This window comes from Streptomyces sp. NPDC048269, assembly GCF_040652395.1.
In the GTDB taxonomy this organism is placed as follows: Bacteria; Actinomycetota; Actinomycetes; order Streptomycetales; family Streptomycetaceae; genus Streptomyces.
Genome location: NZ_JBEZLW010000009.1, coordinates 16231 through 37202, shown reverse-complemented (window position 1 = coordinate 37202; position 20972 = coordinate 16231). Strand labels below are relative to the sequence as shown.

21 protein-coding genes are annotated in these 20972 nt (G+C 72.7%); 3 read left to right on the top strand and 18 right to left on the bottom strand.

Annotated elements, in window-relative coordinates; genetic code table 11:
• Positions 1 to 22: 22 nt before the first annotated feature.
• From AB0D48_RS12770 to AB0D48_RS12750, 5 genes are all read right to left on the bottom strand, one after another.
• Positions 23 to 1681 carry a hypothetical protein gene (locus AB0D48_RS12770; protein ID WP_362394460.1) on the bottom strand — a complete coding sequence of 553 codons (1659 nt, stop codon included), beginning with the start codon at positions 1679 to 1681 and terminating at the stop codon, positions 23 to 25.
• A 171-nt stretch (positions 1682 to 1852) separates the two neighbouring features.
• A complete protein-coding gene (locus AB0D48_RS12765) occupies positions 1853 to 2731 on the bottom strand; it encodes an alpha/beta hydrolase (RefSeq protein ID WP_362394457.1) in 879 nt (292 codons plus the stop codon).
• A gap of 171 nt (positions 2732 to 2902) precedes the next feature.
• Entirely contained in the window at positions 2903 to 4120 is a 1218-nt protein-coding gene (gene kynU, locus AB0D48_RS12760; protein WP_362394454.1) for a kynureninase, read from the bottom strand.
• Positions 4113 to 4958 (bottom strand): tryptophan 2,3-dioxygenase family protein, encoded by an 846-nt coding sequence (locus AB0D48_RS12755; RefSeq protein WP_362394450.1) that lies wholly within the window; start codon positions 4956 to 4958, stop codon positions 4113 to 4115. The genes kynU and AB0D48_RS12755 overlap by 8 nt, the downstream gene beginning before the upstream one ends.
• A gap of 159 nt (positions 4959 to 5117) precedes the next feature.
• On the bottom strand, positions 5118 to 5531 hold the full coding sequence (locus AB0D48_RS12750; protein ID WP_362394448.1) for a DUF3151 domain-containing protein: 414 nt from the start codon (positions 5529 to 5531) through the stop codon (positions 5118 to 5120).
• Between the two features lie 129 nt (positions 5532 to 5660).
• Here AB0D48_RS12750 and AB0D48_RS12745 point away from each other — a divergent pair, with 129 nt between their 5' ends.
• On the top strand, positions 5661 to 6827 hold the full coding sequence (locus tag AB0D48_RS12745; RefSeq protein WP_362394445.1) for a transposase: 1167 nt from the start codon (positions 5661 to 5663) through the stop codon (positions 6825 to 6827).
• A gap of 10 nt (positions 6828 to 6837) precedes the next feature.
• Here AB0D48_RS12745 and AB0D48_RS12740 read toward each other — a convergent pair whose 3' ends face one another.
• From AB0D48_RS12740 to AB0D48_RS12695, 10 genes are all read right to left on the bottom strand, one after another.
• On the bottom strand, positions 6838 to 8775 hold the full coding sequence (locus AB0D48_RS12740) for a GAF domain-containing protein (RefSeq protein ID WP_362394442.1): 1938 nt from the start codon (positions 8773 to 8775) through the stop codon (positions 6838 to 6840).
• Between the two features lie 36 nt (positions 8776 to 8811).
• Entirely contained in the window at positions 8812 to 9174 is a 363-nt protein-coding gene (locus tag AB0D48_RS12735; protein ID WP_362394439.1) for a hypothetical protein, read from the bottom strand.
• A 374-nt stretch (positions 9175 to 9548) separates the two neighbouring features.
• Positions 9549 to 10274: a BTAD domain-containing putative transcriptional regulator gene (locus AB0D48_RS12730; RefSeq protein WP_362394436.1), complete on the bottom strand. Its 726-nt coding sequence runs from the start codon at positions 10272 to 10274 to the stop codon at positions 9549 to 9551.
• 118 nt (positions 10275 to 10392) lie between these two features.
• A complete protein-coding gene (locus AB0D48_RS12725) occupies positions 10393 to 11088 on the bottom strand; it encodes a ScbR family autoregulator-binding transcription factor (protein ID WP_362394434.1) in 696 nt (231 codons plus the stop codon).
• Between the two features lie 261 nt (positions 11089 to 11349).
• Complete coding sequence (fbaA, locus tag AB0D48_RS12720) at positions 11350 to 12372, bottom strand: class II fructose-bisphosphate aldolase (protein WP_362394431.1); 1023 nt, start codon at positions 12370 to 12372, stop codon at positions 11350 to 11352.
• A 291-nt stretch (positions 12373 to 12663) separates the two neighbouring features.
• The gene (gene pyrE, locus AB0D48_RS12715; protein ID WP_362394429.1) at positions 12664 to 13203 is read right to left on the bottom strand and encodes an orotate phosphoribosyltransferase; all 540 of its coding nucleotides are present in this window, start codon (positions 13201 to 13203) and stop codon (positions 12664 to 12666) included.
• 21 nt (positions 13204 to 13224) lie between these two features.
• The gene (locus AB0D48_RS12710) at positions 13225 to 14013 is read right to left on the bottom strand and encodes an aldose 1-epimerase (RefSeq protein ID WP_362394426.1); all 789 of its coding nucleotides are present in this window, start codon (positions 14011 to 14013) and stop codon (positions 13225 to 13227) included.
• A 42-nt stretch (positions 14014 to 14055) separates the two neighbouring features.
• Positions 14056 to 15069, bottom strand: a complete 1014-nt coding sequence (locus tag AB0D48_RS12705) for an SRPBCC domain-containing protein (protein ID WP_362394424.1) — start codon at positions 15067 to 15069, stop codon at positions 14056 to 14058.
• A gap of 32 nt (positions 15070 to 15101) precedes the next feature.
• Positions 15102 to 16745 carry a polyamine aminopropyltransferase gene (locus tag AB0D48_RS12700; protein ID WP_362394421.1) on the bottom strand — a complete coding sequence of 548 codons (1644 nt, stop codon included), beginning with the start codon at positions 16743 to 16745 and terminating at the stop codon, positions 15102 to 15104.
• A gap of 180 nt (positions 16746 to 16925) precedes the next feature.
• Positions 16926 to 17540 (bottom strand): DUF2617 family protein, encoded by a 615-nt coding sequence (locus AB0D48_RS12695; protein ID WP_362394418.1) that lies wholly within the window; start codon positions 17538 to 17540, stop codon positions 16926 to 16928.
• Positions 17541 to 17899: 359 nt separating this feature from the next.
• Between AB0D48_RS12695 and AB0D48_RS12690 the strand changes: the two genes are divergently transcribed.
• Together AB0D48_RS12690 and AB0D48_RS12685 are read left to right on the top strand one after the other, a co-directional pair.
• Positions 17900 to 18220: a hypothetical protein gene (locus AB0D48_RS12690; protein ID WP_362394415.1), complete on the top strand. Its 321-nt coding sequence runs from the start codon at positions 17900 to 17902 to the stop codon at positions 18218 to 18220.
• Positions 18221 to 18295: 75 nt separating this feature from the next.
• Positions 18296 to 19483: a pyridoxal phosphate-dependent aminotransferase gene (locus tag AB0D48_RS12685; RefSeq protein WP_362394412.1), complete on the top strand. Its 1188-nt coding sequence runs from the start codon at positions 18296 to 18298 to the stop codon at positions 19481 to 19483.
• 74 nt (positions 19484 to 19557) lie between these two features.
• Here the strand turns inward: AB0D48_RS12685 and AB0D48_RS12680 are convergent, their stop codons facing one another.
• From AB0D48_RS12680 to AB0D48_RS12670, 3 genes are all read right to left on the bottom strand, one after another.
• The gene (locus tag AB0D48_RS12680; protein ID WP_362394410.1) at positions 19558 to 19860 is read right to left on the bottom strand and encodes a hypothetical protein; all 303 of its coding nucleotides are present in this window, start codon (positions 19858 to 19860) and stop codon (positions 19558 to 19560) included.
• A gap of 43 nt (positions 19861 to 19903) precedes the next feature.
• Complete coding sequence (locus AB0D48_RS12675; RefSeq protein ID WP_362394407.1) at positions 19904 to 20389, bottom strand: prevent-host-death family protein; 486 nt, start codon at positions 20387 to 20389, stop codon at positions 19904 to 19906.
• A gap of 148 nt (positions 20390 to 20537) precedes the next feature.
• A complete protein-coding gene (locus AB0D48_RS12670; RefSeq protein WP_362394948.1) occupies positions 20538 to 20957 on the bottom strand; it encodes a DUF3224 domain-containing protein in 420 nt (139 codons plus the stop codon).
• Between the last annotated feature and the right edge of the window lie 15 nt (positions 20958 to 20972).

The following is a 20972-nucleotide window of genomic DNA, read 5'->3' as shown; positions in this document are numbered from 1 at the left end:
GGCCCGGGGCGCTGGAAGCCGACTACAGGGTGTCGTAGTAGCCGAAGATGTCGACTATCAGGTCGGCGTCGTCCCAGCCCATGTTCCAGAAGTCGACGATGCCGTGGGTGCCGGCGCTCGCCTGGACCAGGTTCGGGACGGTCTTGCCGACCGTCCAGTTCAGGGCGGAGGCAGTGGGCTCCTCCGGCCAGACCGCGGTGCCGTTGTCGTACTGGTCCCACGAGTTCGGGTCCGGGGTGACCGACAGGAAGCCGTCGCCGCGCGTGTTGGTGACCGTGGTGTTGAACACGAATCCGGTGACACCGACCGGGTTGGTGAACGGCCGCATGTAGACGTAGCCACGGCCCTCTAGCGGGCCGTAGCCCCAGTTCGCGTCGTCGCGGGTGTCGAGCATCCGGCCCGGCGCCGTGGGCATGAAGGCGCCCGAGCTCTCGTTGGTGTAGAAGCCGACGACGTCGACGATGACGTCGGTCCCGGCCCACGCACCGTTGCGGACGTTGATCTTGCCGTCGGCGCCGACCGGCACGATCACCGAGTTGGCGATCGTCTGACCGGCCGTGAAGTTCACGCTGGACGTGGACGGCGCCGCCTGACCGCTCGGGAACACGGTCAGGTGACCGGCCTCCTTCGGGTTGGTGACCGTCACGTTCAGCGCCACCGCGCTGATGCCCTTCCAGACACCGTTGCGGCCGGCCATCTGCACGCTGAACGTGCCCTGCCCGGCGAGCTGGCCCTGGGCCGTGCCGGTGCCGTCACGGGTGTCGACGGCGCGGACCGGAGCCAGCGGGTTGTAGCCGCTGGACGCCTTGTGGCTGAAGTAGCCGGTGACGTCGGCGATCACGTCGATCCAATCCCAGCCGCCGTTGTACAGCTCCACGTAGCCGTCCTCGCCGACCGGCACGATCACCAGGTTCGGCACGGTCTGGCCGGCGACGAAGTTGACGTTCGAGCTGATCGGCCGCGCGCCGCCCGACGGGTACGCGGTGACGTGCCCGGCGCTGTTGGCGTTGGTGACGGTGACGTTGAGGACGACCGCGGTGACCCCGGCGGGGATGCCGCCGTTGCCGCCGACCTTCAGGCGGGTCGTGCCGTACCCGGCGACCTTGCCCTTCGGGACACCGATTCCGCTACGGGTGTCCAGGAGGCGGGTCGGCCCGTACGGGGTGAAGTCCGAGCCCGGCGTCACGACGCCCAGCTGGTTGACGGCCTGCGTGTTGTTCGCGGCGTCCACCACGGTGACCGTGACGGTGTACTGGCCGACCTCGGCGTACGAGTGCTGCCGGGCGACCTGGCCGGAGCCCTGGGCGGTGGCCTTGGTCTCGGTCCCGTCGCCCCAGGCGATGGTGATGTCGAGCGCGGCGGGCGCGCTCGTGATCGTGGACGTCACCTCGACCCCGTGGGCGCTCGTGCCCTTGCCCTGGAGACCGACCGCGAGGGTCGGGTTGTCCGCGGCGGCCTGCGCCTGCGGGGCGGCGGCGGCCTTGTTGCCGGCCGCCGGGATGCTCTGCCGGACCGTACGGTCGGCAGGGCTGGTGAAGCTCTTGAAGTTGGACGCCGCGGCCTTCTTCAGGTCGCCGGCGGGTGCGGACACGCCGTGCGTGCCCGGCTTGACCGGGTCGGCCGCGTGGGCCGCACTCGGGATGAAACCAACGCTGGCCGCGACGATGGCGGCAGCGGACATTACGAGACGGCGACTACGCACCGGCCCCCCCATTTTTTGTTTTTGAACGCGCTCAGGGTGAATCCCGATCAGAGTACATAGCCTTTCGGCGGTTCTCATGCGGGTATCGCCTGAGCTGGGGGCGGTTGGCCCGTATCTGCCCTGGACTGACCCTTTCCGGGCAGCCGGGCTCTACCAGGCGAGCTGCGAGATCTCCTCCGAGACCACCGCGCACGCGTCCGCCGCCGGGTCGATGAGCGGGAAGTGGCCGACCCCGTCCAGCAGCGTCAGCCCGACCATCTCCCCCGCCCGCGCGGCGGCGGCCACGTACGCCTCCGCCACCTGCTGCGGGACCACGATGTCGTCGCGGCCCTGCACCACCGCGGTGGCGATGCCCGTCGGGAGCAGGGCCGCCGGATCGGCGAAGGGGAGGCGGGCCTCGAAGTGCTCCGGGCCGCCGAGCAGCTGCGCGCTCGCGCCCCCGCAGACACCCAGCTCCTCCGCCACCGCGAAGTCCGCGATCGGGGCCAGTGCGACCACCCCGCGCAGCGGCGGCGGGGCGGACAGCCGCCAGGGGGACCCGTACGGCAGCACGTGCCGGGCCGCGGCCCACAGCGCGAGGTGACCGCCGGCCGAGTGACCGGTGACGACCACGCGGCGGAGGTCGGCCCGCGGCAGCGCGGCGGCGGCGAGCCCCGGGAGCGCGTCCAGCGCCGCGGCGACGTCGTCGAAGGTCTCCGGCCAGCGCCCGGCGACCGGGCTCCCGGCCTTCTGGTGCGGAAGGGAACGGCCGCGCCGGTACTCGACGTTGGCGACCGCGAAACCCTGCCTGGCCAGGAAGCCGGCGAAGGGGGTGACGTGCCGGCGGTCGTACGGGGCCCGCCACGCGCCGCCGTGCAGGACGACGACGAGGGGGACCGGGCCCTGGGCCTCGCCGCGCGGGGCGTAGAAGTCGACGACCTGGTCGGGGTGCTCCCCGTACGCGGCGCTCGTGTCCGGCGTGACGGCCGGATGGGAGAAGGCCGAGGCGGCCTCGGCGGCGTCCCGTTCCACTGCGGCGGGGTCCGTCATCGGCTCAACCTCTCGGTAACGCGTGGGACAGCGGGGGCAGATGTTCCGGTGGTCCGGCAGAGCGGGACCGTATCAGTCTGGAACGAGGCATTCCGTGCGGGGCCCGGGATACGCCGGAGCGGGCGGAGCCGTAGCCCCGCCCGCCCGGTGATGTGACGTTTCGCTACGGGGTCACCCGAAAATGTGACCCAGCGTGCGCGCCGCGCGTTCGGCGTCGGCGAAACCGACGTAGAGCGGGGTGAAGCCGAAGCGCAGGACGTCAGGGGCGCGGAAGTCGCCGATGACGCCCCTCTCGATGAGTTCCCGCATGACCTCGCGGGCGTTTTCGGTGCGCAGCGAGACCTGGCTGCCGCGGCGGTCGTGCTCGGCCGGGGTGACCGGCTCGACCCGGCCCCCGGGGACGTACGCCGCCACGCATTCGAGGAAGAAGTCGGTCAGGGCGAGGGACTTGGCCCGTACGGCTTCGACGGACACGCCGTCCCAGGCGTCGAGCGACGCCTCCAGGGCCAGCATGGACAGGATGTCCGGGGTCCCGACGCGGCCGCGCCGCACGCCGTCGACCGGGGTGAACTCCGAGGTCATGGCGAAGGGGTCGGCGTGGCCGTTCCAGCCGGGCAGGGGGGAGTCGAAGGCGGCCTGGTGGCGATCGGCGATGTAGAGGTACGCGGGGGAGCCGGGGCCGCCGTTGAGGTACTTGTACGTGCAGCCGACCGCGAGGTCGACGGCGTGCGCGTCGAGGCCGACGGGGAGGGCGCCGGCGGAGTGGCACAGGTCCCAGACCATGATCGCCCCGGCGGCGTGCGCGGCCGCGGTGAGGGCGGGGAGGTCGTGGAGCCGGCCCGAGCGGTAGTCGACGTGGTTGAGGAGGATGACGGCGGTGTCCGCGTCCACCGCCTCCGCCGCGTGCGCGGGATCCACCGGGGTGACGGTCAGACCGGTCATCCGGGCCGCCGAGGCGGCGATGTAACCGTCGGTGGGGAAGGTGGCGGCGTCGACCAGCATCTTCGTCCGGCCGGGGGCCGCCAGCCGGGCGGCGCCGACCAGGGCCTTGAAGAGGTTGACGCTGGTGGAGTCGCCGACGACCACCTGGCCCGGGGCCGCGCCGAGGAGGGGGGCGATCTTGTCGCCGATCCGCTCGGGGGCGGTCCACCAGTCGCTCTCGTCCCAGGACCGGATGAGGAGCTCGCCCCACTGCCGCGTGACGACGTCGGCTGTGGTCTGCGCGACGGTCGCCGGGAGCGCGCCGAGGGAGTTGCCGTCCAGGTAGACGACTCCCCCGGGGAGGGTGAAGCGGTCGCGGAGCTTGCCGAGCTCGTCGGCGGCGTCGAGGGCCGCGGCGCGGGCCTCGAGGTCCGGTATCTGCACCGGGGTCGGGGTCGGCTCAGACATGGCTGCGGGCCGTCCAGAGCTCCGGGAAGACGTTCTTCGTGGCGCGCTTCTCCAGCCAGGTCACGCCGGCCGATCCACCCGTGCCGGTCTTCGCGCCCATCGCGCGGCGGGTGGCCACCAGGTGGTCGTTGCGCCAGCGCCAGACGAGCTCGGCGACGTCCGTGAGCACCTCGCCCAGGCGGTGGAGGTCCAGGTGCTCGTCCGGGGCGGCGTACAGGCCCGTCCAGACGGCCTCGACCTCGGCCGAAGCTTCGTAGCGCTGCGAGAGGTCGCGGTCCAGGACCGCGTCCGGGACCGGGAAGCCGCGGCGGGCCAGGAGGCGCAGGACCTCGTCGTAGAGGCTGGGCTCGTGGAGGGCCTTCTCCAGCTCCGCGTGGACGCGCGGGGCGCCGCGGTGCGGGACCAGCATGGAGGAGGACTTCTCACCGAGCAGGAACTCCATCCGGCGGTACATCGCCGACTGGAAACCGGAACCTTCGCCGAGTGCGGCGCGGTAGGCGTTGAACTGCCCCGGAGTGAGCTGGGCGAGCGGGCGCCAGGAGGCATTGAGGGCCTCCAGCTCACGGAGGGATCGTTTCAGCGCGTCCATCGCGACCGGGATGCGGTCCTCGCGCAGCGCCTTCGCGGCGGTTTCCCACTCGTGGACGATGACGGTGAACCACAGCTCCATGACCTGGGTCGTGACCAGGAAGACCATCTCGCCCGGGTCGTCCGAGCGGAGGTGCTGGAGGTGGGTGAGGACGTCCGCCTGGACGTAGTCCTCGTAAGGGGTCGTGCCGTCGAAGTCGAGGTTCGGGGTGTCCGAACCGGCTCCGGAGGCATCAAGGGTGTTCGACATCGCTGTCTCCTCGACACGTGCTTCCGGGTAGCGGTCCGCTCCTTCCGTGAGGTGAGTGGAGCCCCGGTCCCCTGCCCGCATCATAGGACCCGCTCGGGGCGGGGCTCCAGCGGGGAGTGACGCAGGTCACGTCCCCGCCATGGCGTGCCGCGTCGCGCCTCAGGCGTTCAGCGCGTCCGCCGCCGTCGGGGAGGAGTCGCGCAGGAAGGTCGAGCAGCGCTCGTGCTCCTCCTTCTCGCCGATCGCCTCGGCGGCGCGGGCCAGGGCGTGCAGGGCGCGGAGGAAGCCGCGGTTCGGCTCGTGCTCCCACGGGACCGGACCGTGGCCCTTCCAGCCGGCGCGGCGCAGGGCGTCGAGGCCGCGGTGGTAGCCCGTACGGGCGTACGCGTACGACTCGACCGTGCGGCCGGCCGCGAAGGCCTCGTCGGCGAGGGTCGCCCAGGCTAGGGACGAGGTGGGGTGCGCGGCGGCCACCTCGACGGCGGGGGTGCCTGCGGCCAGGGCCTCGCGGCCGGGCTCGTCGGGGAGATGGGTGGGGGCGGGGCCCCCGAGGAGGTTCTGGTGAATGGACATGCCCCCAGTCTGCCGGGCCCGGTGGTGGGCGCCCCACCACCCGGCGGCTCAGGCGTGTGCCCGGCGCACCTCCCCGCGGCGGGGTCCCGGGGCCGAGGGTGGGGGTGCAGACGACGAAGGGGGCAAGTCGTGAACACCAGCACCCGGCGACGCGATCCGGTCGACGAGGCGGCCGAGGAGCTGTGCGAGGCGGTGCTCGGCTCGCTGCGGCGCAGCGATCAGCGGGCGAGGGGGCGCCAGTACGTGCGCGGGCTGCTCGCCACCGAGGGCCGCAAGTCGATCCGCAACATCGCCCAGCAGCTCGGCGGTCCCGCGGCCGAGCAGAACCTCCACCACTTCATCGCCGGTTCCACCTGGGACTGGCAGCCCGTCCGTACCGCGCTGTCGCGCTACCTGGAGGAGTCCACCCCGCTCACGGCGTGGGTCGCCCAGCCCATGGCGTTCCCCAAGGGCGGCGAGCATTCGGTGGGTGCCGGACACCGCTTCGACCCGCACCGGGGTCAGATGTTCCGCGGCCAGCAGGCCTTCGGGATCTGGTTCACGTCGGCGGGCGTCAACACCCCGGTGGGCTGGCGGCTGTTCCTGCCGTCGGAGGATGCGGAAGAGTCGTACGAGGAGTGCGCGGTCACCGGTGTCCTGGACACCGTGCGCCAGTGCCGGATGCCCTCGCGGCCGGTCGTCCTCGACGTCCGCGGCATCGGCACCCGCTCCACGATGAACCGTTTCCACGAGGCCGGGCTGCCGGTACTGGCCCGGATCGGCGCGAGCGCCCGGCTGCTGGTCACGGACCCGGCCCTGCCGGGGTACGGCGCGGGGGCGGCGGGCGCTCGGGACATCCTGCAGAGCGTCAGGGGGCTGCGGGTCCCGGTGGAGTGGCCGGACCCCTCGCACCCCGGCGCCCGGCGCACCTCGCTGGTGGCCGCGGTCCGCGTGATGATGCCGGACCCGTCGCCGGTGCGCCGGCGGGAGCTGCTGCTGTTCGGGGAGTGGACCGATCCCCGCCGGCCGCCGGCGCGGCTGTGGATGACGGACCTGACCCGGCTGGCTCCGGCCGCGGTCCTGCGGCTGACGAAGCAGGCGCGGCGCGTGTCGGCGGTGGCCTCGGCGGCGAGCGTGCGGGAGGTCGGGCTGCGGGACTTCGGCGGGCGCTCGCTGTCCGGCTGGCACCGGCACGTCACGATGGCCTCGGTGGCCCATGCGGCCCGCTGCCTGGGCACACGCGTGAGCCGTGCGGGCGAGTTGCCCGACCCCGCCCCTTCCCGAAACCATGGGCCCCGCCGGCCAGCCGGACTGTGACGACACGACCCTAGACCTCGGCCTCGGCCTCGTCCGCCGGGCTGCCGCGGAGGACCCCGCGGGCCTTGCGGAGGCGGAGGGCCATCTGGATCTCCAGCGCGCGGGCGGGCTTCTGCCAGCCCTCGCCCAGCAGCTCCGTTGTCCGCTCCAGGCGCCGCGACACGGTGTTGGGGTGCACGTGCAACGCCTCGGCGGCGTGGGTGGGGCTGGCGCCGGAGTCGAAGTACGCCTCCAGGGTGCGCGTGAGGTCCGTGAGCCGCGTCGCGTCGTACTCCACGACCGGCCCGATCGTCGAGGCGACGAACGCGTCCACGTCATGGTTCGCGGACAACAGCAGCCCCAGGAATCCCAGTTCGTGCAGCGACGCCGTCCCGCCCACCCCGCCCAGCGCCGTCAGCGCGTCCAGGCAGCGCGCGGCCTCCCCGTAGACGCCCGCCACGGCCGAGGCGCCCTCGGCGGGGCCCGCCGCGCCGGTGGACACCGGATGGCCGAGCAGAGGCGAGAGCTTCGCCGAGACCTCCCGGGCCACGGCCGAGGCGTCCGTCCCCGGCAGCAACAGCACGACGCATCCGCGCCGTACGCCCTTGAGGCCGCCGCACCGGTACGCGTACGAACCCGCCCAGGCCACCGCCTTGCCCAGCTCCCCGCCCTCGGGCCGGGCCACGACCACCACGTGCGGCACGTCGAGGTCGATGCCGAGCCGCCGGGTCCGCTCGCGCAGGTGCAGGTCGGAGCGGTGCGGCCGGTCCAGCAGGTCCTGGAGCAGCTCCTCGTGGACCGGTCCCTCGGCGGCCGCCGTGCCCCGCTGGATCAGCAGGAGCGCGGCCACCGACTGGGCCGCCAGTTCCAGCAGCCGTACGTCCTCGTCCGTGAGCGGCGCGGAGGCGCGCAGCACCAGCACCCCGAGGTCCTCGGCCCCGGCGATCACCGGCGCCACCCACGTGTCGCCCGGCAGCGGGACCGGCACCCGCCCGGTGTGCGCCAGCAGGGCGGCCCGGGCGACGGCCTCCTCGGCCTCCTCGTCCAGGTCGGGCATCCCGTCGGCATCGGTCAGCGGCCGCCCGCCCGGGTCCCGTACCTGGAGTACGCCGTCCAGCGCGTCGGCGGCGGCCCGAGCGACGGTGGACAGCCGGGCCCCGTCCAGCACCAGCCGGACCAGCCGGGCGTGACAGTCCCACAGGTACCGGACGCGGGTCAGCGCGGTATTGGTCGCGGAGCCGAACCGCTCCAGCTCGGTGACCTCGTCGCGGGTGCGCTCCAGCAGGCCGGCCTGCTGGATGGCCAGCGCCGCGAGGTCCGCGAGGGAGAGCAGCACCCCGATCTCGTCCGGGCTGAAGTGCCGCACCTGGCGGTCCGCGCCGTACAGGGCGCCCAGGGTGGAGTCCCCGTGCCGCAACGGGACCGCGATGATCGCGCGCAGGCCCTCGGCGCGCACCACGGCGTCGATGCCGGGGCCGTGCGGGAAGGAGTCGTCTTCGAGGTAGTCGGCGCTCCACATGGGTGCGCGGCGCTCCTGGGCGAGGCGGCCCAGGCCCTGGCCGGTGCCGAGTTCGAGACCGGCGGCGAGGGCGGTGGTCTCGCCCTCGGCGGTACGGACGTACGAGGTGCCGTCCTGGCGCCGCAGGCTCACGTACGCCATGTCGAAGGTCAGCAGCCGGCGGGCCCGGCGGGCGATCACCCGCAGTACGGTGTCGAGGTCGTACGGCGAGGTCAGGTCGTGGGCGGTGTCCACGAGCGCGGCGAGGGCGGCCTCCCGTGCGCGGCCGCGGTCCGCGACGGCCTGGACGGTGCGGGCGAGTCCGACGGCCTTGGCGAGTTCGGCGAGCCGGGCCTCGTCGGCGCCGGCCAGGCGGGCCTCGTGCAGCAGGCCGTCGATGCGGGCGGCCGGGGCCTCCTGGGCGAGGAGTTCCAGCACGGCGAGTGGGCCGCTCGCGTCGTCCCAGGTCATCTCCCTTGTCCCCCTTGGTTCTCGGTCGGCCAGGGGTCAAGTGTGGCTGAGGGTGTCGCCGTACAGACGCGGGAGCGGGGCGAGCGCGGGCAGGGCCACGGCCGTGCCCCAGCCGATGAGGGAGGGGAGGGCCGCCGAACGGGGCCCGAGGGAGGTCCACATGAGGCGCTGGGGCCTGGCTCCCGCGGCGGCCAGGGCGCGCCAGCGCCCGGTGGCCAGGATGCGGTCCTGGCGGGCGTAGAGCAGGCGGGCCGTGCCGATCGCAGTGTCGCCGAGCTCACGGATCGGGACTCCCGCGTAGGAGGGAATCGCCGCCAGGTCCAGGCCGCGGTCCTGGGCGCGTTCGAGCCCGCTCAGCCAGGCCTCCAGGACCGCCTCGTACGCGGACGGTCCGCGCACCGGGCCGGTGCACCCCGGTCCCCTCCCCCAGCAGCCGCGCGGCGGATTCCAGTCCGGGCGGGGTGGCGGGGAGGACTACCAGCAGGTTGCCGCGGCGCAGCCGGGCGAGCAGCCCGGCGGCGGTTCCGTAGCCGGGATCGGGCGGCGGCATGGCCACCAGGCCTCCGAGCGGACGCAGTTCGTCGCAGGCGCGGGCCGCCCGACCGGGTCGCAGGTGGCCGGCAGCAGGCCCCGTACGCCCGGGACGGTCGCGGCCGGGACGGGTGCGGCGGGGAGGGATGCGGCGGGGACTTCGAGCCAGGGCTCACTCCCTCGGAGACCAGGACGTCGGTCGCGCTCATGTCCCGGGAGTGTGCCGCGCCCCGGCGGGACGGTCACGAAAGGGACGAACAGCGTGTCAACTCGCGGGCCGGGACGGCCTGTCCGACCGCACCGCGGCCCATATCGGCCGCTTCTCCGTATCCTCGGTATGTTTTGACCCGGGCCAGGGTCCGCGGCACCCCGCGGGGCCCGCGACCGAGTGACAGTTCGGCCAGCCCGGAGGGCAGCTCGCGGTGTCGGCCGAGCGCCAGTTCGGCCTCCACCCACTGCTCGACGACCGCTTCCCGGGTGGCCTCCAGGCCGGCGATCCGCTCGGTGAGCCGCGGGCCGGGGGTCACCCCGCCGAACGCCGGACCCGTCCAGAGCCGGAGTGCTCCGCGCAGTCGCCGGGCTGCCGTCTCGTAGTCCGTGCGGGCCATCGCGCGGTATCCCGCGCCCGCCTCGCGGGCGAATTCGTGCAGGTCACAGCGGCCGCCGCCGGTGTCGAGGAGATAGCCTCCGGGAGTTTGGACGAGGATGGTCTCGGCCGTGCGGCGCCCTCCCGGGGCGACGGCGTCGGCCAGCCGCTCGCGCAGCCGGCGGACACAGTCGTGCAGCTCCGACCTCGTGTGCTCCGGCGGTACGTGTGCCGCGAGCTCCGTGGCGAGTACGGCGACGGGGACCACCTGGTCGGCGTGGGCGGCGAGCAGTGCCAGGACCTGCCGCGCGGGCGGCGCGGCGGGCGCGATGGGCACACCGTTCTCCAGGACGTTCAGTCCACCGAGTACGTCGATGTCCACAGTCTTCCCCCCCCGGGCGACGCGTCGCGGAGCCCGGTCGGCGCGAACTCCACCGAGAAAAAGCATACTTGGGATTTTGTTTCGCGCCACTGACCCCCACGGATCAGCGGTCAGCCGGTCAGTGGTCAGTGGTCAGCAGGGAGTCCGAACAGTCGCACAAGTGCGCCCCACCGGAGCCGTGCAGCGCCCTGCCTCCCCGCCCGGGCGCGGTGTCGAGCCGGATCGCCACGGCCGAGACCACCAGGCTCGGCATCACACTCGTGTAGAGCGCCGAAACCTCCTGGTCCAGGTCGAGCCCGAGCGTCTGCGACATGACGTTGAGCCCCGCGAAGGCGCCGACCACCAGCCGCGACGGTCCTGCCGGATCCACGTGCGCGAGCAGCTCGCCCCGCTCCTTCGCCTCCACCATCAGGGCGGTGTGCATGTCGATCCACCCCTGGTAGGGCGCGGCCCGGTCCAGCGCCCGGCCGTTCTGCTCCAGGGTGAGCCGGGCGCTGGCGCGCATCAGCACGTCGTGCCGGAGTCGGTGCGAGAAGATCATGCCGATGTCGACGAACTGCTGCGCCCTGAACTCCTGTGGGGTGAAAGCCGGTTCCCTGCCCACCTGGGCGTCGATCACGGCCTGCGCCAGGTCTTCCTTCGAGTCGAAGTGGAAGTAGAGCGCGCCCTTGGTGACGTTGGCGATCGCGACGATGTCCGAGAGCTTGGCCGCGTCGTACCCGCGGTCCTCGAACACCGCGCCGGCGGCTTCCAGAATGGCCTGGCGGGTGCGCACCGCGCGGTCCTGCTTCACCTGCGGTCGTTCGGCCCTCATGCGCATCCGTCCCACTCCATGGCCCCGGTCCCCCGGCAATACATGCCCCCGGGTACGTACTCGTGGGCAGAAGTTTCACACCCGCGCGAAGCCGCCGTCCACCGGCGGAAGAGGGGAGGCCGGACGAGAAACACGAGCGGCCGGAGAGGGGGCCGGGGCCGGGAGGCGGGAACCGGGAGACCGGGAGCCGGGAACGCCGAAGGGCCCGGCCTCCGTCGTGTGGGACGGGGGCCGGGCCCTTCGGTACGTCGTGCCGCGGGACTACTTCAGCTTCGTGCCCGTGGAGCGCAGGTTCGCGCACGCCTCGGTGACACGCGCGGCCATGCCGGCCTCGGCGGCCTTGCCCCAGGTGCGGGGGTCGTACTTGGACTTCGTGCCGACCTCGCCGTCGACCTTCAGGACACCGGCGTAGTTGGTGAACATGTGGTCCACGACCGGGCGGGTGAAGGCGTACTGGGTGTCGGTGTCGAGGTTCATCTTCACGACGCCGTTCTCCAGCGCGGTGGCGATCTCCTCGGCGGTGGAGCCCGAGCCGCCGTGGAAGACGAAGTCGAACGGCGAGGCCTTGCCGTACTTCTCGGCGACGCCCGCCTGGAGGTCCTTGAGGAGCTCGGGACGCAGGACCACGTTGCCCGGCTTGTAGACGCCGTGCACGTTGCCGAAGGAGGCGGCCAGCAGGTAGCGGCCCTTCTCGCCCAGACCCAGGGCCTCGGCGGTGCGGATCGCGTCGTCGACGGTGGTGTACAGCTCGTCGTTGATCTCGTGGCTGACGCCGTCCTCCTCGCCGCCGGTCGGGGTGATCTCGACCTCAAGGATGATCTTCGCGGCGGCGGCCTTGGCGAGCAGCTCCTGGCCGATGGCCAGGTTGTCGGCCAGGGTCTCGGCGGAGCCGTCCCACATGTGCGACTGGAAGAGCGGGTTCAGACCGCGGCCCACGCGCTCGGCGGAGATCTCCAGGAGCGGACGTACGTAGCCGTCCAGCTTGTCCTTGGGGCAGTGGTCCGTGTGCAGCGCGACGGTGATGTCGTACTTCGCCGCGACGATGTGCGCGAACTCGGCCAGGGCGACCGCGCCGGTGACCATGTCCTTGTTGTACTGGCCACCCAGGAACTCCGCACCACCGGTGGAGATCTGGATGATGCCGTCGCTCTCGGCCTCCGCGAAGCCGCGCAGCGCAGCGTGCAGGGTCTGGGAAGAGGTCACGTTGATGGCCGGGTAGGCGAACTTGCCTGCCTTCGCCCGGTCGAGCATCTCGTTGTAGACCTCGGGGGTTGCGATGGGCATCTGTCCGCTCCTTGGATGTGCGGGGAGTGTGCTTATTGCGGGCCCTGACCTGGGGGCGACGTCATCGTCGCGCCTATCTTTCCAGACTCCGCGCGACACTCCACCCCGCCCGTCGCAAGGTGATGGCCGAACGGGCCGGGATGTTTCACGTGAAACATCCCGGCCCGCCACAAAAGAGCAGGTCAGAGCCTACTCAGACACTCCGCGGGACCTTCGTCGCCGCTCCCGCCCAGGCCGGAATCAGGGCGTCCGGAACCTGAGAACCCACCCCCTGGGGCCCACCCCTGGGACCTAGGAGAGGCCGAGGTCCCCGAGGCGGTAGCCCGTGAGGTACGGGAGCCCCGCCTCGGCGATGGCGTCGGCCGCGCCGCGGTCCACGATCGTGGCGACGGCGACGACCTCGCCGCCGGCCTCACGGACCGCCTCGACGGCGGTCAGCGGGGACCCGCCGGTGGTCGAGGTGTCCTCGACCACCAGGCAGCGCTTGCCCTTGACGTCGGTGCCCTCGATGCGCCGCTGCATGCCGTGGGCCTTCTGCGCCTTGCGGACGACGAAAGCGTCCAGGCGCCGGCCGCGCGCCGCGGAGGCGTGCAGCATCGAGGTCGCGACCGGGTCGGCGCCCAGGGTCAGACCGCCGACGCAGTCGAAGTCGAGCTCCGCGGTGAGGTCGAGCATGACCTGCCCGACCATCGGGGCCGCCTCACCGTCGAGGGTGACCCGGCGGAGGTCGATGTAGTAGTCGGCCTCCCGGCCGGAGGAGAGGATCACCTTGCCGTGCACGACGGCCTTGTCCTTGATCTGCTGCAGAAGCGCATCGCGTACGTCACTCATGCCCCCGAGCTTAATTGGGTGCTAAGCGAGCCGCCGCCACGTCCAGGTCGTGGAGATCTCCAGCGGGTCCACCGGCGTGACCAGGCGCGGCAGGGTGTTCAGCCCGTTCGGCGGGCCTGACTGCGGTTCGACGCAGACGGCCTCGGGCACCTCGTCGAAGACGACCACCCATTCGGACCGGCTGGTGAGCCTCAGCTCCAGCGCGCCGGGCCAGGTCAGGGTGACGTCGACCCCGTCGGGCATGCCGAAGCAGTCGTCCCAGGGGCCGGGCTTCGGGTCGATGCGGTGGCCGGTGGGGAGGTGGTCGTCGCCGCGCTCCTCCTGCCACGCGGGGTCGAAGCCGATGCTCACGTCCCCGCCGCCGAGCCCGAGGTCTCGCCGGAACCACGGGTGCCAGCCGGCCTGGGCCGGGAAGGAGTCCCCGTACGTCTCCACGCCCATGGTGAGGGTCAGGGCGTCCGGCGACAGCTCGAAGACCTGGGTGACCCGGCCGGGGTAGGGCCACGGGTCGACGAGGTCGTACGTGAAGACCGCCTCGGTGCCGGTGGCGCCGGCCGGGCGCCAGGCCGCGTCACGGCCGAAGCCGTGGAGGGCGTGCGGCGGGTGGTTGAGCGGGAGCTGGTGGACGGCCGCGCCGTCCCGGAACTGGCCGTTCCCGGTCCGGCCGCACCACGGCACCATCGGGAAGGACCCGTAGTGCGGGCCCTGGCGCAGCAGCTCCGTCCCGTCGATGCGCAGACTGCTGATCCGGCAGCCGTTCTCCTGGTCGACCGTCACCTCGGCGCCGCCGGCGCTCAGTTGCGTACTCATACGGTCGACCCTAATAGGGCGGCGGGGGTGCGGCGCGTTCGTTCAGCGGCGGCGGCGCAGGGCCCGGCCGAGGACGACCGCCGAGGCCAGGGCGAGGACGGCGGCGGGGGCGAGCCAGCGCAGGCTGTCGCCGGCCGTGGTGGCGGCGGGGGCGGGCACCGGGGCGTACCGGCCGCGCGGTGGCGCGTGGTCCACCTCCTCCGCGCTGCGGCCGATCATGGTGCGTCGGGCGTGGGCCGCCTCGGCCGGAGGGCGCGGCAGGTCGGCCTGGTCGTCGAATCCTCCGGCCAGGAAGGGATCCAGGGACGGCGGCGGCACCTCCGTCTCGAACACGGAGGCGGTCACCTCGGTGACATCGTCCCCGGAATCCCCTGAATCCCCTGTGCCTCCTGCATCGCCCGCATCGCCTGGATCCGCCGCATCCTCGGAACCCCTGGCCTCTTCGGCTTCTTCGGCGTCGGCCACGGGATCACTGACACCGGCCCCGTCGTACGCGGCGTCTGCGGCCTGCCCGCCGTCGGCCACCGGCCCCGTCCCCGGCAGGGGCCCGGCCCCCGGCAGGTGCCCGGCCTCGCCGCCCCCGGCTGCCGGCCCGGCGCGCCCGGCCTCCGTACCCGCCGGCCCCGGCGCCGCCGCGACCGCCAGCTGCTCGGCGGTCCGCTCCAGCAGCCGCTGCACGGCGGTGGCCGTGGCTCCGGCGGTGAAGCCGGCGGCGCGCCCGTCGGCCGTGCCTTCCGCCGTGAAGTCCAACCGGGTCCCGTCCCCCTGCGGGATCAGCCGCAGCGCGAGGGTGAGCTTCACGGTCCCGCTGCCCCGGACCTCCGTGCCCTCGCCGTCGACGGCGAAGTGGCCGGGGTCCCGCTCGGTGACGGACAGGGCCCCCCGGTAGGTCACGGTGTGCCCGCCGACCCGGACCTTCAGCCGGCCCGACAGCGGTCCGGACTCGGCGTCGGCGTCCTGCTGGAGTCCGGGCACGCAGCCGGCCACCCGGACGGGGTCGCGCAGCACGGCGCGGAGACTGTCTGCCGGTACCGGAACGAACACCTGATGCTCCATGCGGTCGAGCCTACCGACGAGAGCCGCACCGGTCACGAATACCGGGGGTGCGGCAGGGTGGACGGCGGGAGCCCGTCCACCCGGGTCCGCTCCGCGTCCCGCGCGGCATCCTGCAGCGAGCCGGTCGACAGCGAGCGCAGCCCCGGCGTGTCGCGGTCCACGCGCAGCGGGGGCACCTGCTCGCGGGAGGCCAGTACGAAGCCCCAGTCCTGCGGTGGCGCGTCGCTGACGCCGAGGGGAGTGCGGTCGGGCCCGGCGGCGAAGCCCGAGAGGCGGCCGCCCGCGCTGTAGGGGGAGGTCCGCAGGCCCGCCGCGCGCAGGGTGGACTCGACGGTCCAGTACGTACGCGGGCGCGTGGCCAGGGGCCCGGCGTGTACGGCGATCCGGCCGCCGGGCCGCAGGGCCCGCGCGGCCAGCCCGTAGAACTCCTGCGAGTACAGCTTCGTGCTGGGGGTGATGCCCGGGTCGGGGAGGTCGGAGACGATGACGTCGTACTGGTCCCGGGCGGCCGGCCCGCGCAGCCAGCGGAACGCGTCCTGCGTGACGACCCCGAGGCGCGGATCCTCGTACACCCCGGCGTTGAGCGCGGAGAGCATCGGGTCGGTGCGGGCGAGCCGGACCACTCCGGGGTCGAGCTCGACGACGGTGACGGAGGCGACGTCCGGGTAGCGCAGCACCTCGCGGGCGGCGAGCCCGTCGCCGCCGCCGAGGACCAGGACCCGGGCGTGCGGGCCGGTCATGGCGGGGTGGACGAGGGCCTCGTGGTAGCGGTACTCGTCGTAGCCGCTGACCCGCAGCCGCCCGTCGAGGTACAGGTCGAGGGAGCGCGGGGAGCCGGTGCGCGGTCCGGTGAGCACCAGCTCCTGCACGCCGGTCTGGACGGCGACCCGCACTTCCGCGCCGTAGACGGCGCGGCGGGCGACCCGCTCGAAGTCGGCGGCGAGGACGGTCGCGCAGGCGAGCACGGACAGCACGGTCACGTTCGCGGCGATCAGCGTCCACCGGGCGCGCCGGCTCAGGTCGCGACGGAACAGCCACAGGACCAGACCGCCGCCGACGAGCGCGTTGACAGTGCCGGTGAGCATGGCGCCGGTGAGCTGGCCGAGCACCGGCAGCAGCAGGAACGGGAAGGCGAGGCCGCCGACCAGGGCGCCCACGTAGTCGGCGGCGAACAGGTCCGCGACGGCCCCTCCCGCGTCCTGTCTGCGGATGCGCTGGATCAGCACCATCAGCAGCGGGATCTCGGCGCCGATGAGGACGCCGATGGCGAAGGAGAACGCGACGAGGGCGGGCCGGGACTCCCCCAGCCAGGCGAAGGTCGCGTACAGCGCCATGGCCGAGAGCCCGCCGAGCAGGGCGAGCCCGGCCTCGATGGCGGCGAAGCCGAAGGCGGGCCGGTGCCGCAGCCGTTTGGCGAGCAGGGATCCGACACCCATGGCGAAGACCATGACGGACAGCACGACCGACGCCTGGGTGACGGAATCGCCGATGAGGTAGGAGCCGAGCGCGAGCAGCTCCAGCTCGTATACGAGCCCGCAGGCGGCGCAGACGAACACGGTGGCAAGGACGAGGAGTCGGCCGGTCCGGGGCCGTACGGGCAGGGCGGCCGGGACGGTCGCCGCAACCCGCGGCTCCGGAGCCGGGAGGACCCGACGCGGGACGGAACGGTCGATCATGAACCGAACCGTACGTCACCGCCCACTCGCACCCGGTCACCCACATGGGTGCAAGTGGCGTACTGGTCCGGCCAGTTGGCGTAACCACGCGGCAACGCCGACGCCCGGGAACGCCGCCGGGCGCCGGTGCGCTCCAGCACCCGACGACACCCGGGACCCGATGCCCGACACCGACGGGACCTAGGTCAGCGCGGCCGTCTCCGCGGCGGCCGTGGACGGGGCCGCAGCCCTGGCTGTGGCCGTGGCTGTGGCGGCAGACGCGGCCGTGGCCGCGCCCGCCGCCGGGGCCCCGATCCGTACGGCGACCCGGGTCCTGGTGGCCACCAGCTGGCCTTCCTGCGGGTACGCGTGCCAGGTCCGCCAGCGCACCTGCCCCTCGTAGCGCTGCGCGAGCAGGGCGGTGAAGGCGTGCGGACTGCCCGGGAAGGTGCCCGCTAGTCCGTTCGGGTGGTCGGCGACCAGCGCGAGCAGTTCCTGGGCCCGTCCCGCGAAGGAGCCGCGGGACAGCGTCTCGACCCGCGCGGCGAACTCGTACTCCCAGTCGCCCACCCGCTTGGCCACGCCGAGCGGAAGCGGCGTACTGCTGCCGGGCATGCAGGCGACCGTCTCCGAGCAGAGCACCTCACCCTCCTCCAGGAGCACCTGATGGGACGCCCCGAGCAGGCGCAACTCGACCTTCGCGCCCGACAGTTCGAGGTTCAGTACGGCCAAGGCGGGCAGCCGGTCCCGACCCAGGGCCCAGGCGAGATCGGCGGCACGCGTGTCGGTGTAGGTGGTCTGGAGGGTCGTGAGCATGAGTCGGCTCCGCAAACGCGCGAGGGAGATGGGCCGGGGCCCGCCAGCGGTAGTCAACGGGTGGGGGGACACCGGCACGGGTCCACAGGAAGTCCCGGGAGGTCCGGGGACTGGTCTACTCAACCGAGGGAATCATGAAAGGCACGGCACTCACAGCCGTTTTACCCAAGTTGACGGGGTTTACATCCCCCCGGGGGCTCCGCAGTTCACGTGTTCAACACGTTGCGTCCCGCGCGTCGTCATGCAGGGGCGCGGGAGACGCGAAGGAGACCCGAAAGAGACGCGTACGAATCGCGCGGGTGACGCGCAGAAGAAGGCGGTCGGCGGACCTCGGACCGCCGGGCGCCCCCGTCCGCGCGGTGCCGGCTGCCCCGTGTCAGCTGGAACCGCACCCCCCGCCTCCGCAGGACGACGACGATCCGCCGCAGGACGAGGAGGATCCGCAGGACGACGATCCGCTCGAACACGCACTCGACGACGAACTGCCCCCACTCGCCCACCAGCTGCCCCTGGCGCTGGAGCTGTTGTCGGTCGAAAAGCCGCTCTTGAACGAACGCACCGCCACGGTCACGACGAATGCGACGACCAGGAGCCCGATCACGATGAAGACGAACACGATGCCCGCCCCCTCTCTCACACCCCGGTCTTCCCGGGGGGCGGGATCCCCGCGTCCCGCGTGAAGGGGGGATGCCCGCGGGCCACGCGGCCCAAAGCACACTTGAGCAAGTCCAGAGGTTCCCCTCAGGATGGCGGCCATGAGCGCACCCGTGAGCAGCGACCGCCCCTTTCTGAACCGCCGTCTGGCGGCCTTCGGCACCACGATCTTCGCGGAGATGTCGGCGCTGGCCGCCCGCACCGGGTCGATCAACCTGGGCCAGGGCTTCCCCGACACCGACGGCCCCGCCGAGATCGCCGAGGCGGCCTCCCGCGCGGTGCTCACGGGCCGCGGCAACCAGTACCCGCCGGGCCCCGGCATCCCGGAACTGCGCGCCGCGATCGCCGCGCACCAGCAGCGCTTCTACAGCCTCTCCTACGACCCCGACACCGAGGTCCTGGTCACGGCGGGCGCCACGGAGGCCATCGCCGCCGCCCTGCTCGCCCTCCTCGAACCGGGCGACGAGGTCATCGCCCTGGAGCCGTACTACGACTCGTACGCGGCCTGCATCGCGATGGCCGGCGCGGTACGCGTCCCGGTCACCCTGCGCCCGCACGCCGGAGCCTTCGCCCTCGACCTGGACGAACTGCGCGCCGCGGTCACCCCGCGCACCCGGCTGATCCTGCTGAACACCCCGCACAACCCGACGGGCACGGTCCTGACCCGCGAGGAGCTGTCCGCCGTCGCCGCCCTCGCCGTGGAGCGCGACCTGCTCGTCGTCACGGACGAGGTGTACGAACACCTGGTCTTCGAGGGGGCCCACACGCCCCTGGCGGGCTTCCCGGGCATGCGCGAGCGCACGGTCACCATCTCCTCCGCGGGGAAGACCTTTTCGTTCACGGGCTGGAAGGTCGGCTGGGTCACCGCGCCCCGGGAACTGGTCACGGCGGTCCGCTCGGCGAAGCAGTTCCTCACGTACGTCTCCTCGGGCCCGTTCCAGTACGCGATCGCCGAGGCCCTCGCCCTCCCCGACACGTACTACGAGGCTTTCCGCGCGGACCTGGCCGCCAAGCGCGACATCCTCGCCGACGGCCTCACGGCCGCCGGCTTCGAGGTCTTCCGCCCGCAGGGCACGTACTTCATCACCACCGACATCACGCCGCTCGGTGAGAAGGACGGCCTCGCCTTCTGCCGGGCCCTGCCCGACCGCTGCGGCGTGGTCGCCATCCCGAACCAGGTCTTCTACGACGACACGTCCGCCGGAGCCACTCAGGTCCGCTGGGCCTTCTGCAAGCGAACGGATGTTTTGGAAGAGGCGGTGGACCGCCTCGGTCGGCTGGCTCGCTGAGAGCAAGCCAGATGGACGTGCGGGCACAGGGCCCGGCCTTTCAGCCGGAGCCCGTGCCGCACGGGAACTTCGAGTTACTCGGTGTCCTTGGGGTGCCTCGTGGACGCGTAGACCAGGATTGCGGTCGACGTTTCGGGGCTGACCAGGTAGCGCACGCGGCCGCCGCTCGTGACCTCGAACTCCCACTGCTCCAGCGCGGATCCCTTCCACTCCTTGGTGGCGAGCCTCCCGCGTAGCTGGTGCTGACGGTTCCAGTTGTCACGCGACAGCGGGTCGGTGCGCAGCGCCTCAAGGCAGCGGTGGGCACTGGACAGCGCCGCGCGGCACAGCTCCTCCCACCCCGTCACCGCCTCCGTGTCCCGAAGACCACATTCCACCCGTTCAGGGGTGGGACGCTGACACGATCGCCCTTCTTCGGGCTCACCCGCCCACCTCGACGGGACCCAGGTCATCCCCGTCGAGCGGACGCAGCGCTTCCTGGAGCTGATCCGGATCAGAGTTGATGCGAGCCGTAGCCCGCCAGGAAACGAGCGCGCGGTGCACGGCTTCCCTGGCACCCAGTTCTGCCGCGTCGGACAGCGCTTCCAGGAGCTCCACGGTGAACGCGCGCATCTCTTCGTCATCCAGATGCCGCACCCAGGGGAAGACCTCCGGCAGCGCCAGCAGGAGCGACCGGGCTCCGTCATCGCGCTTCATCAGCGCGAGGAAGAGCCGGGACGCCGTCGTGAGGTTCTCCTCGGTGCGCTCCGCATGCCGGGCGGTCGTCAGCACCATGTCCGGTGCGTCCCGATGCGTGACGCGCAAAGCACCGAGGGCAGCGGCCCGGGCAGCTACGGCCTTCGGGTTTCTCGACAGATCCGTGAACGAAACCGACTCGGGCTCGGCTCCCAGGTAAGCAAGGCTCATACTCAGACTGTACTCAGATTGTGTTCTGAGTGCCAGGGGTCCATGGGCTCTCCGTGCTCATGTCTTGCCCTTCTGCAAGAAGACCGAGGTCCTCCAGGAGGCCGTGGCCCGGCTGCGCCGCCTCTGACCTGGCTGACCTGCGCCGCCCCTACGCGGGCGGCAGCTCGTAGTCGAACCAGATGCGGTGCGTGCCGTCCTCGTCCACGCGCAGGCCGCCCGCGCCGGTGATGCCGGTCAGGGCGGCCGTGCCGCTGCCCGGGACGATCGCGAAGTGTTCCGCCGCGCGGGACGGTCCACCGTCGGTGGCGGCCGAGTGGACGAAGTTGAAGGCGCCCTCGCGGCCGTCGAGGACACCCTCGAAGGACTCCATCGCGACGTAGCTGCCGACACCCGCCTCCTGATCGAACGCGGCCGTGAAGAGCGTGGCCGAGTGGCCCGTCAGGGTGTCGCCCTCGTAGCGTTTCTCCATCGTGGCGACACCCACCGGGACACCGGTTTCCACGGGTGGTTGCGGGGTGAGCGAGGCCGGTGTGAAGCTGACGACCTTGAAGGTGCCCGAAGCTCTCATCATCGGATGAGCGTA

Excerpts from the sequence above, each read along its gene's own strand:
- AB0D48_RS12770 (WP_362394460.1), bottom strand. The coding sequence starts at position 1,681 with ATGTCCGCTGCCGCCATCGTCGCGGCCAGCGTTGGTTTCATCCCGAGT.
- AB0D48_RS12765 (WP_362394457.1), bottom strand. The coding sequence starts at position 2,731 with ATGACGGACCCCGCCGCAGTGGAACGGGACGCCGCCGAGGCCGCCTCG.
- kynU (WP_362394454.1), bottom strand. The coding sequence starts at position 4,120 with ATGTCTGAGCCGACCCCGACCCCGGTGCAGATACCGGACCTCGAGGCC.
- AB0D48_RS12755 (WP_362394450.1), bottom strand. The coding sequence starts at position 4,958 with ATGTCGAACACCCTTGATGCCTCCGGAGCCGGTTCGGACACCCCGAAC.
- AB0D48_RS12750 (WP_362394448.1), bottom strand. The coding sequence starts at position 5,531 with ATGTCCATTCACCAGAACCTCCTCGGGGGCCCCGCCCCCACCCATCTC.
- AB0D48_RS12740 (WP_362394442.1), bottom strand. The coding sequence starts at position 8,775 with ATGACCTGGGACGACGCGAGCGGCCCACTCGCCGTGCTGGAACTCCTC.
- AB0D48_RS12725 (WP_362394434.1), bottom strand. The coding sequence starts at position 11,088 with ATGAGGGCCGAACGACCGCAGGTGAAGCAGGACCGCGCGGTGCGCACC.
- fbaA (WP_362394431.1), bottom strand. The coding sequence starts at position 12,372 with ATGCCCATCGCAACCCCCGAGGTCTACAACGAGATGCTCGACCGGGCG.
- pyrE (WP_362394429.1), bottom strand. The coding sequence starts at position 13,203 with ATGAGTGACGTACGCGATGCGCTTCTGCAGCAGATCAAGGACAAGGCC.
- AB0D48_RS12710 (WP_362394426.1), bottom strand. The coding sequence starts at position 14,013 with ATGAGTACGCAACTGAGCGCCGGCGGCGCCGAGGTGACGGTCGACCAG.
- AB0D48_RS12705 (WP_362394424.1), bottom strand. The coding sequence starts at position 15,069 with ATGGAGCATCAGGTGTTCGTTCCGGTACCGGCAGACAGTCTCCGCGCC.
- AB0D48_RS12700 (WP_362394421.1), bottom strand. The coding sequence starts at position 16,745 with ATGATCGACCGTTCCGTCCCGCGTCGGGTCCTCCCGGCTCCGGAGCCG.
- AB0D48_RS12695 (WP_362394418.1), bottom strand. The coding sequence starts at position 17,540 with ATGCTCACGACCCTCCAGACCACCTACACCGACACGCGTGCCGCCGAT.
- AB0D48_RS12685 (WP_362394412.1), top strand. The coding sequence starts at position 18,296 with ATGAGCGCACCCGTGAGCAGCGACCGCCCCTTTCTGAACCGCCGTCTG.
- AB0D48_RS12675 (WP_362394407.1), bottom strand. The coding sequence starts at position 20,389 with ATGAGCCTTGCTTACCTGGGAGCCGAGCCCGAGTCGGTTTCGTTCACG.
- AB0D48_RS12670 (WP_362394948.1), bottom strand. The coding sequence starts at position 20,957 with ATGAGAGCTTCGGGCACCTTCAAGGTCGTCAGCTTCACACCGGCCTCG.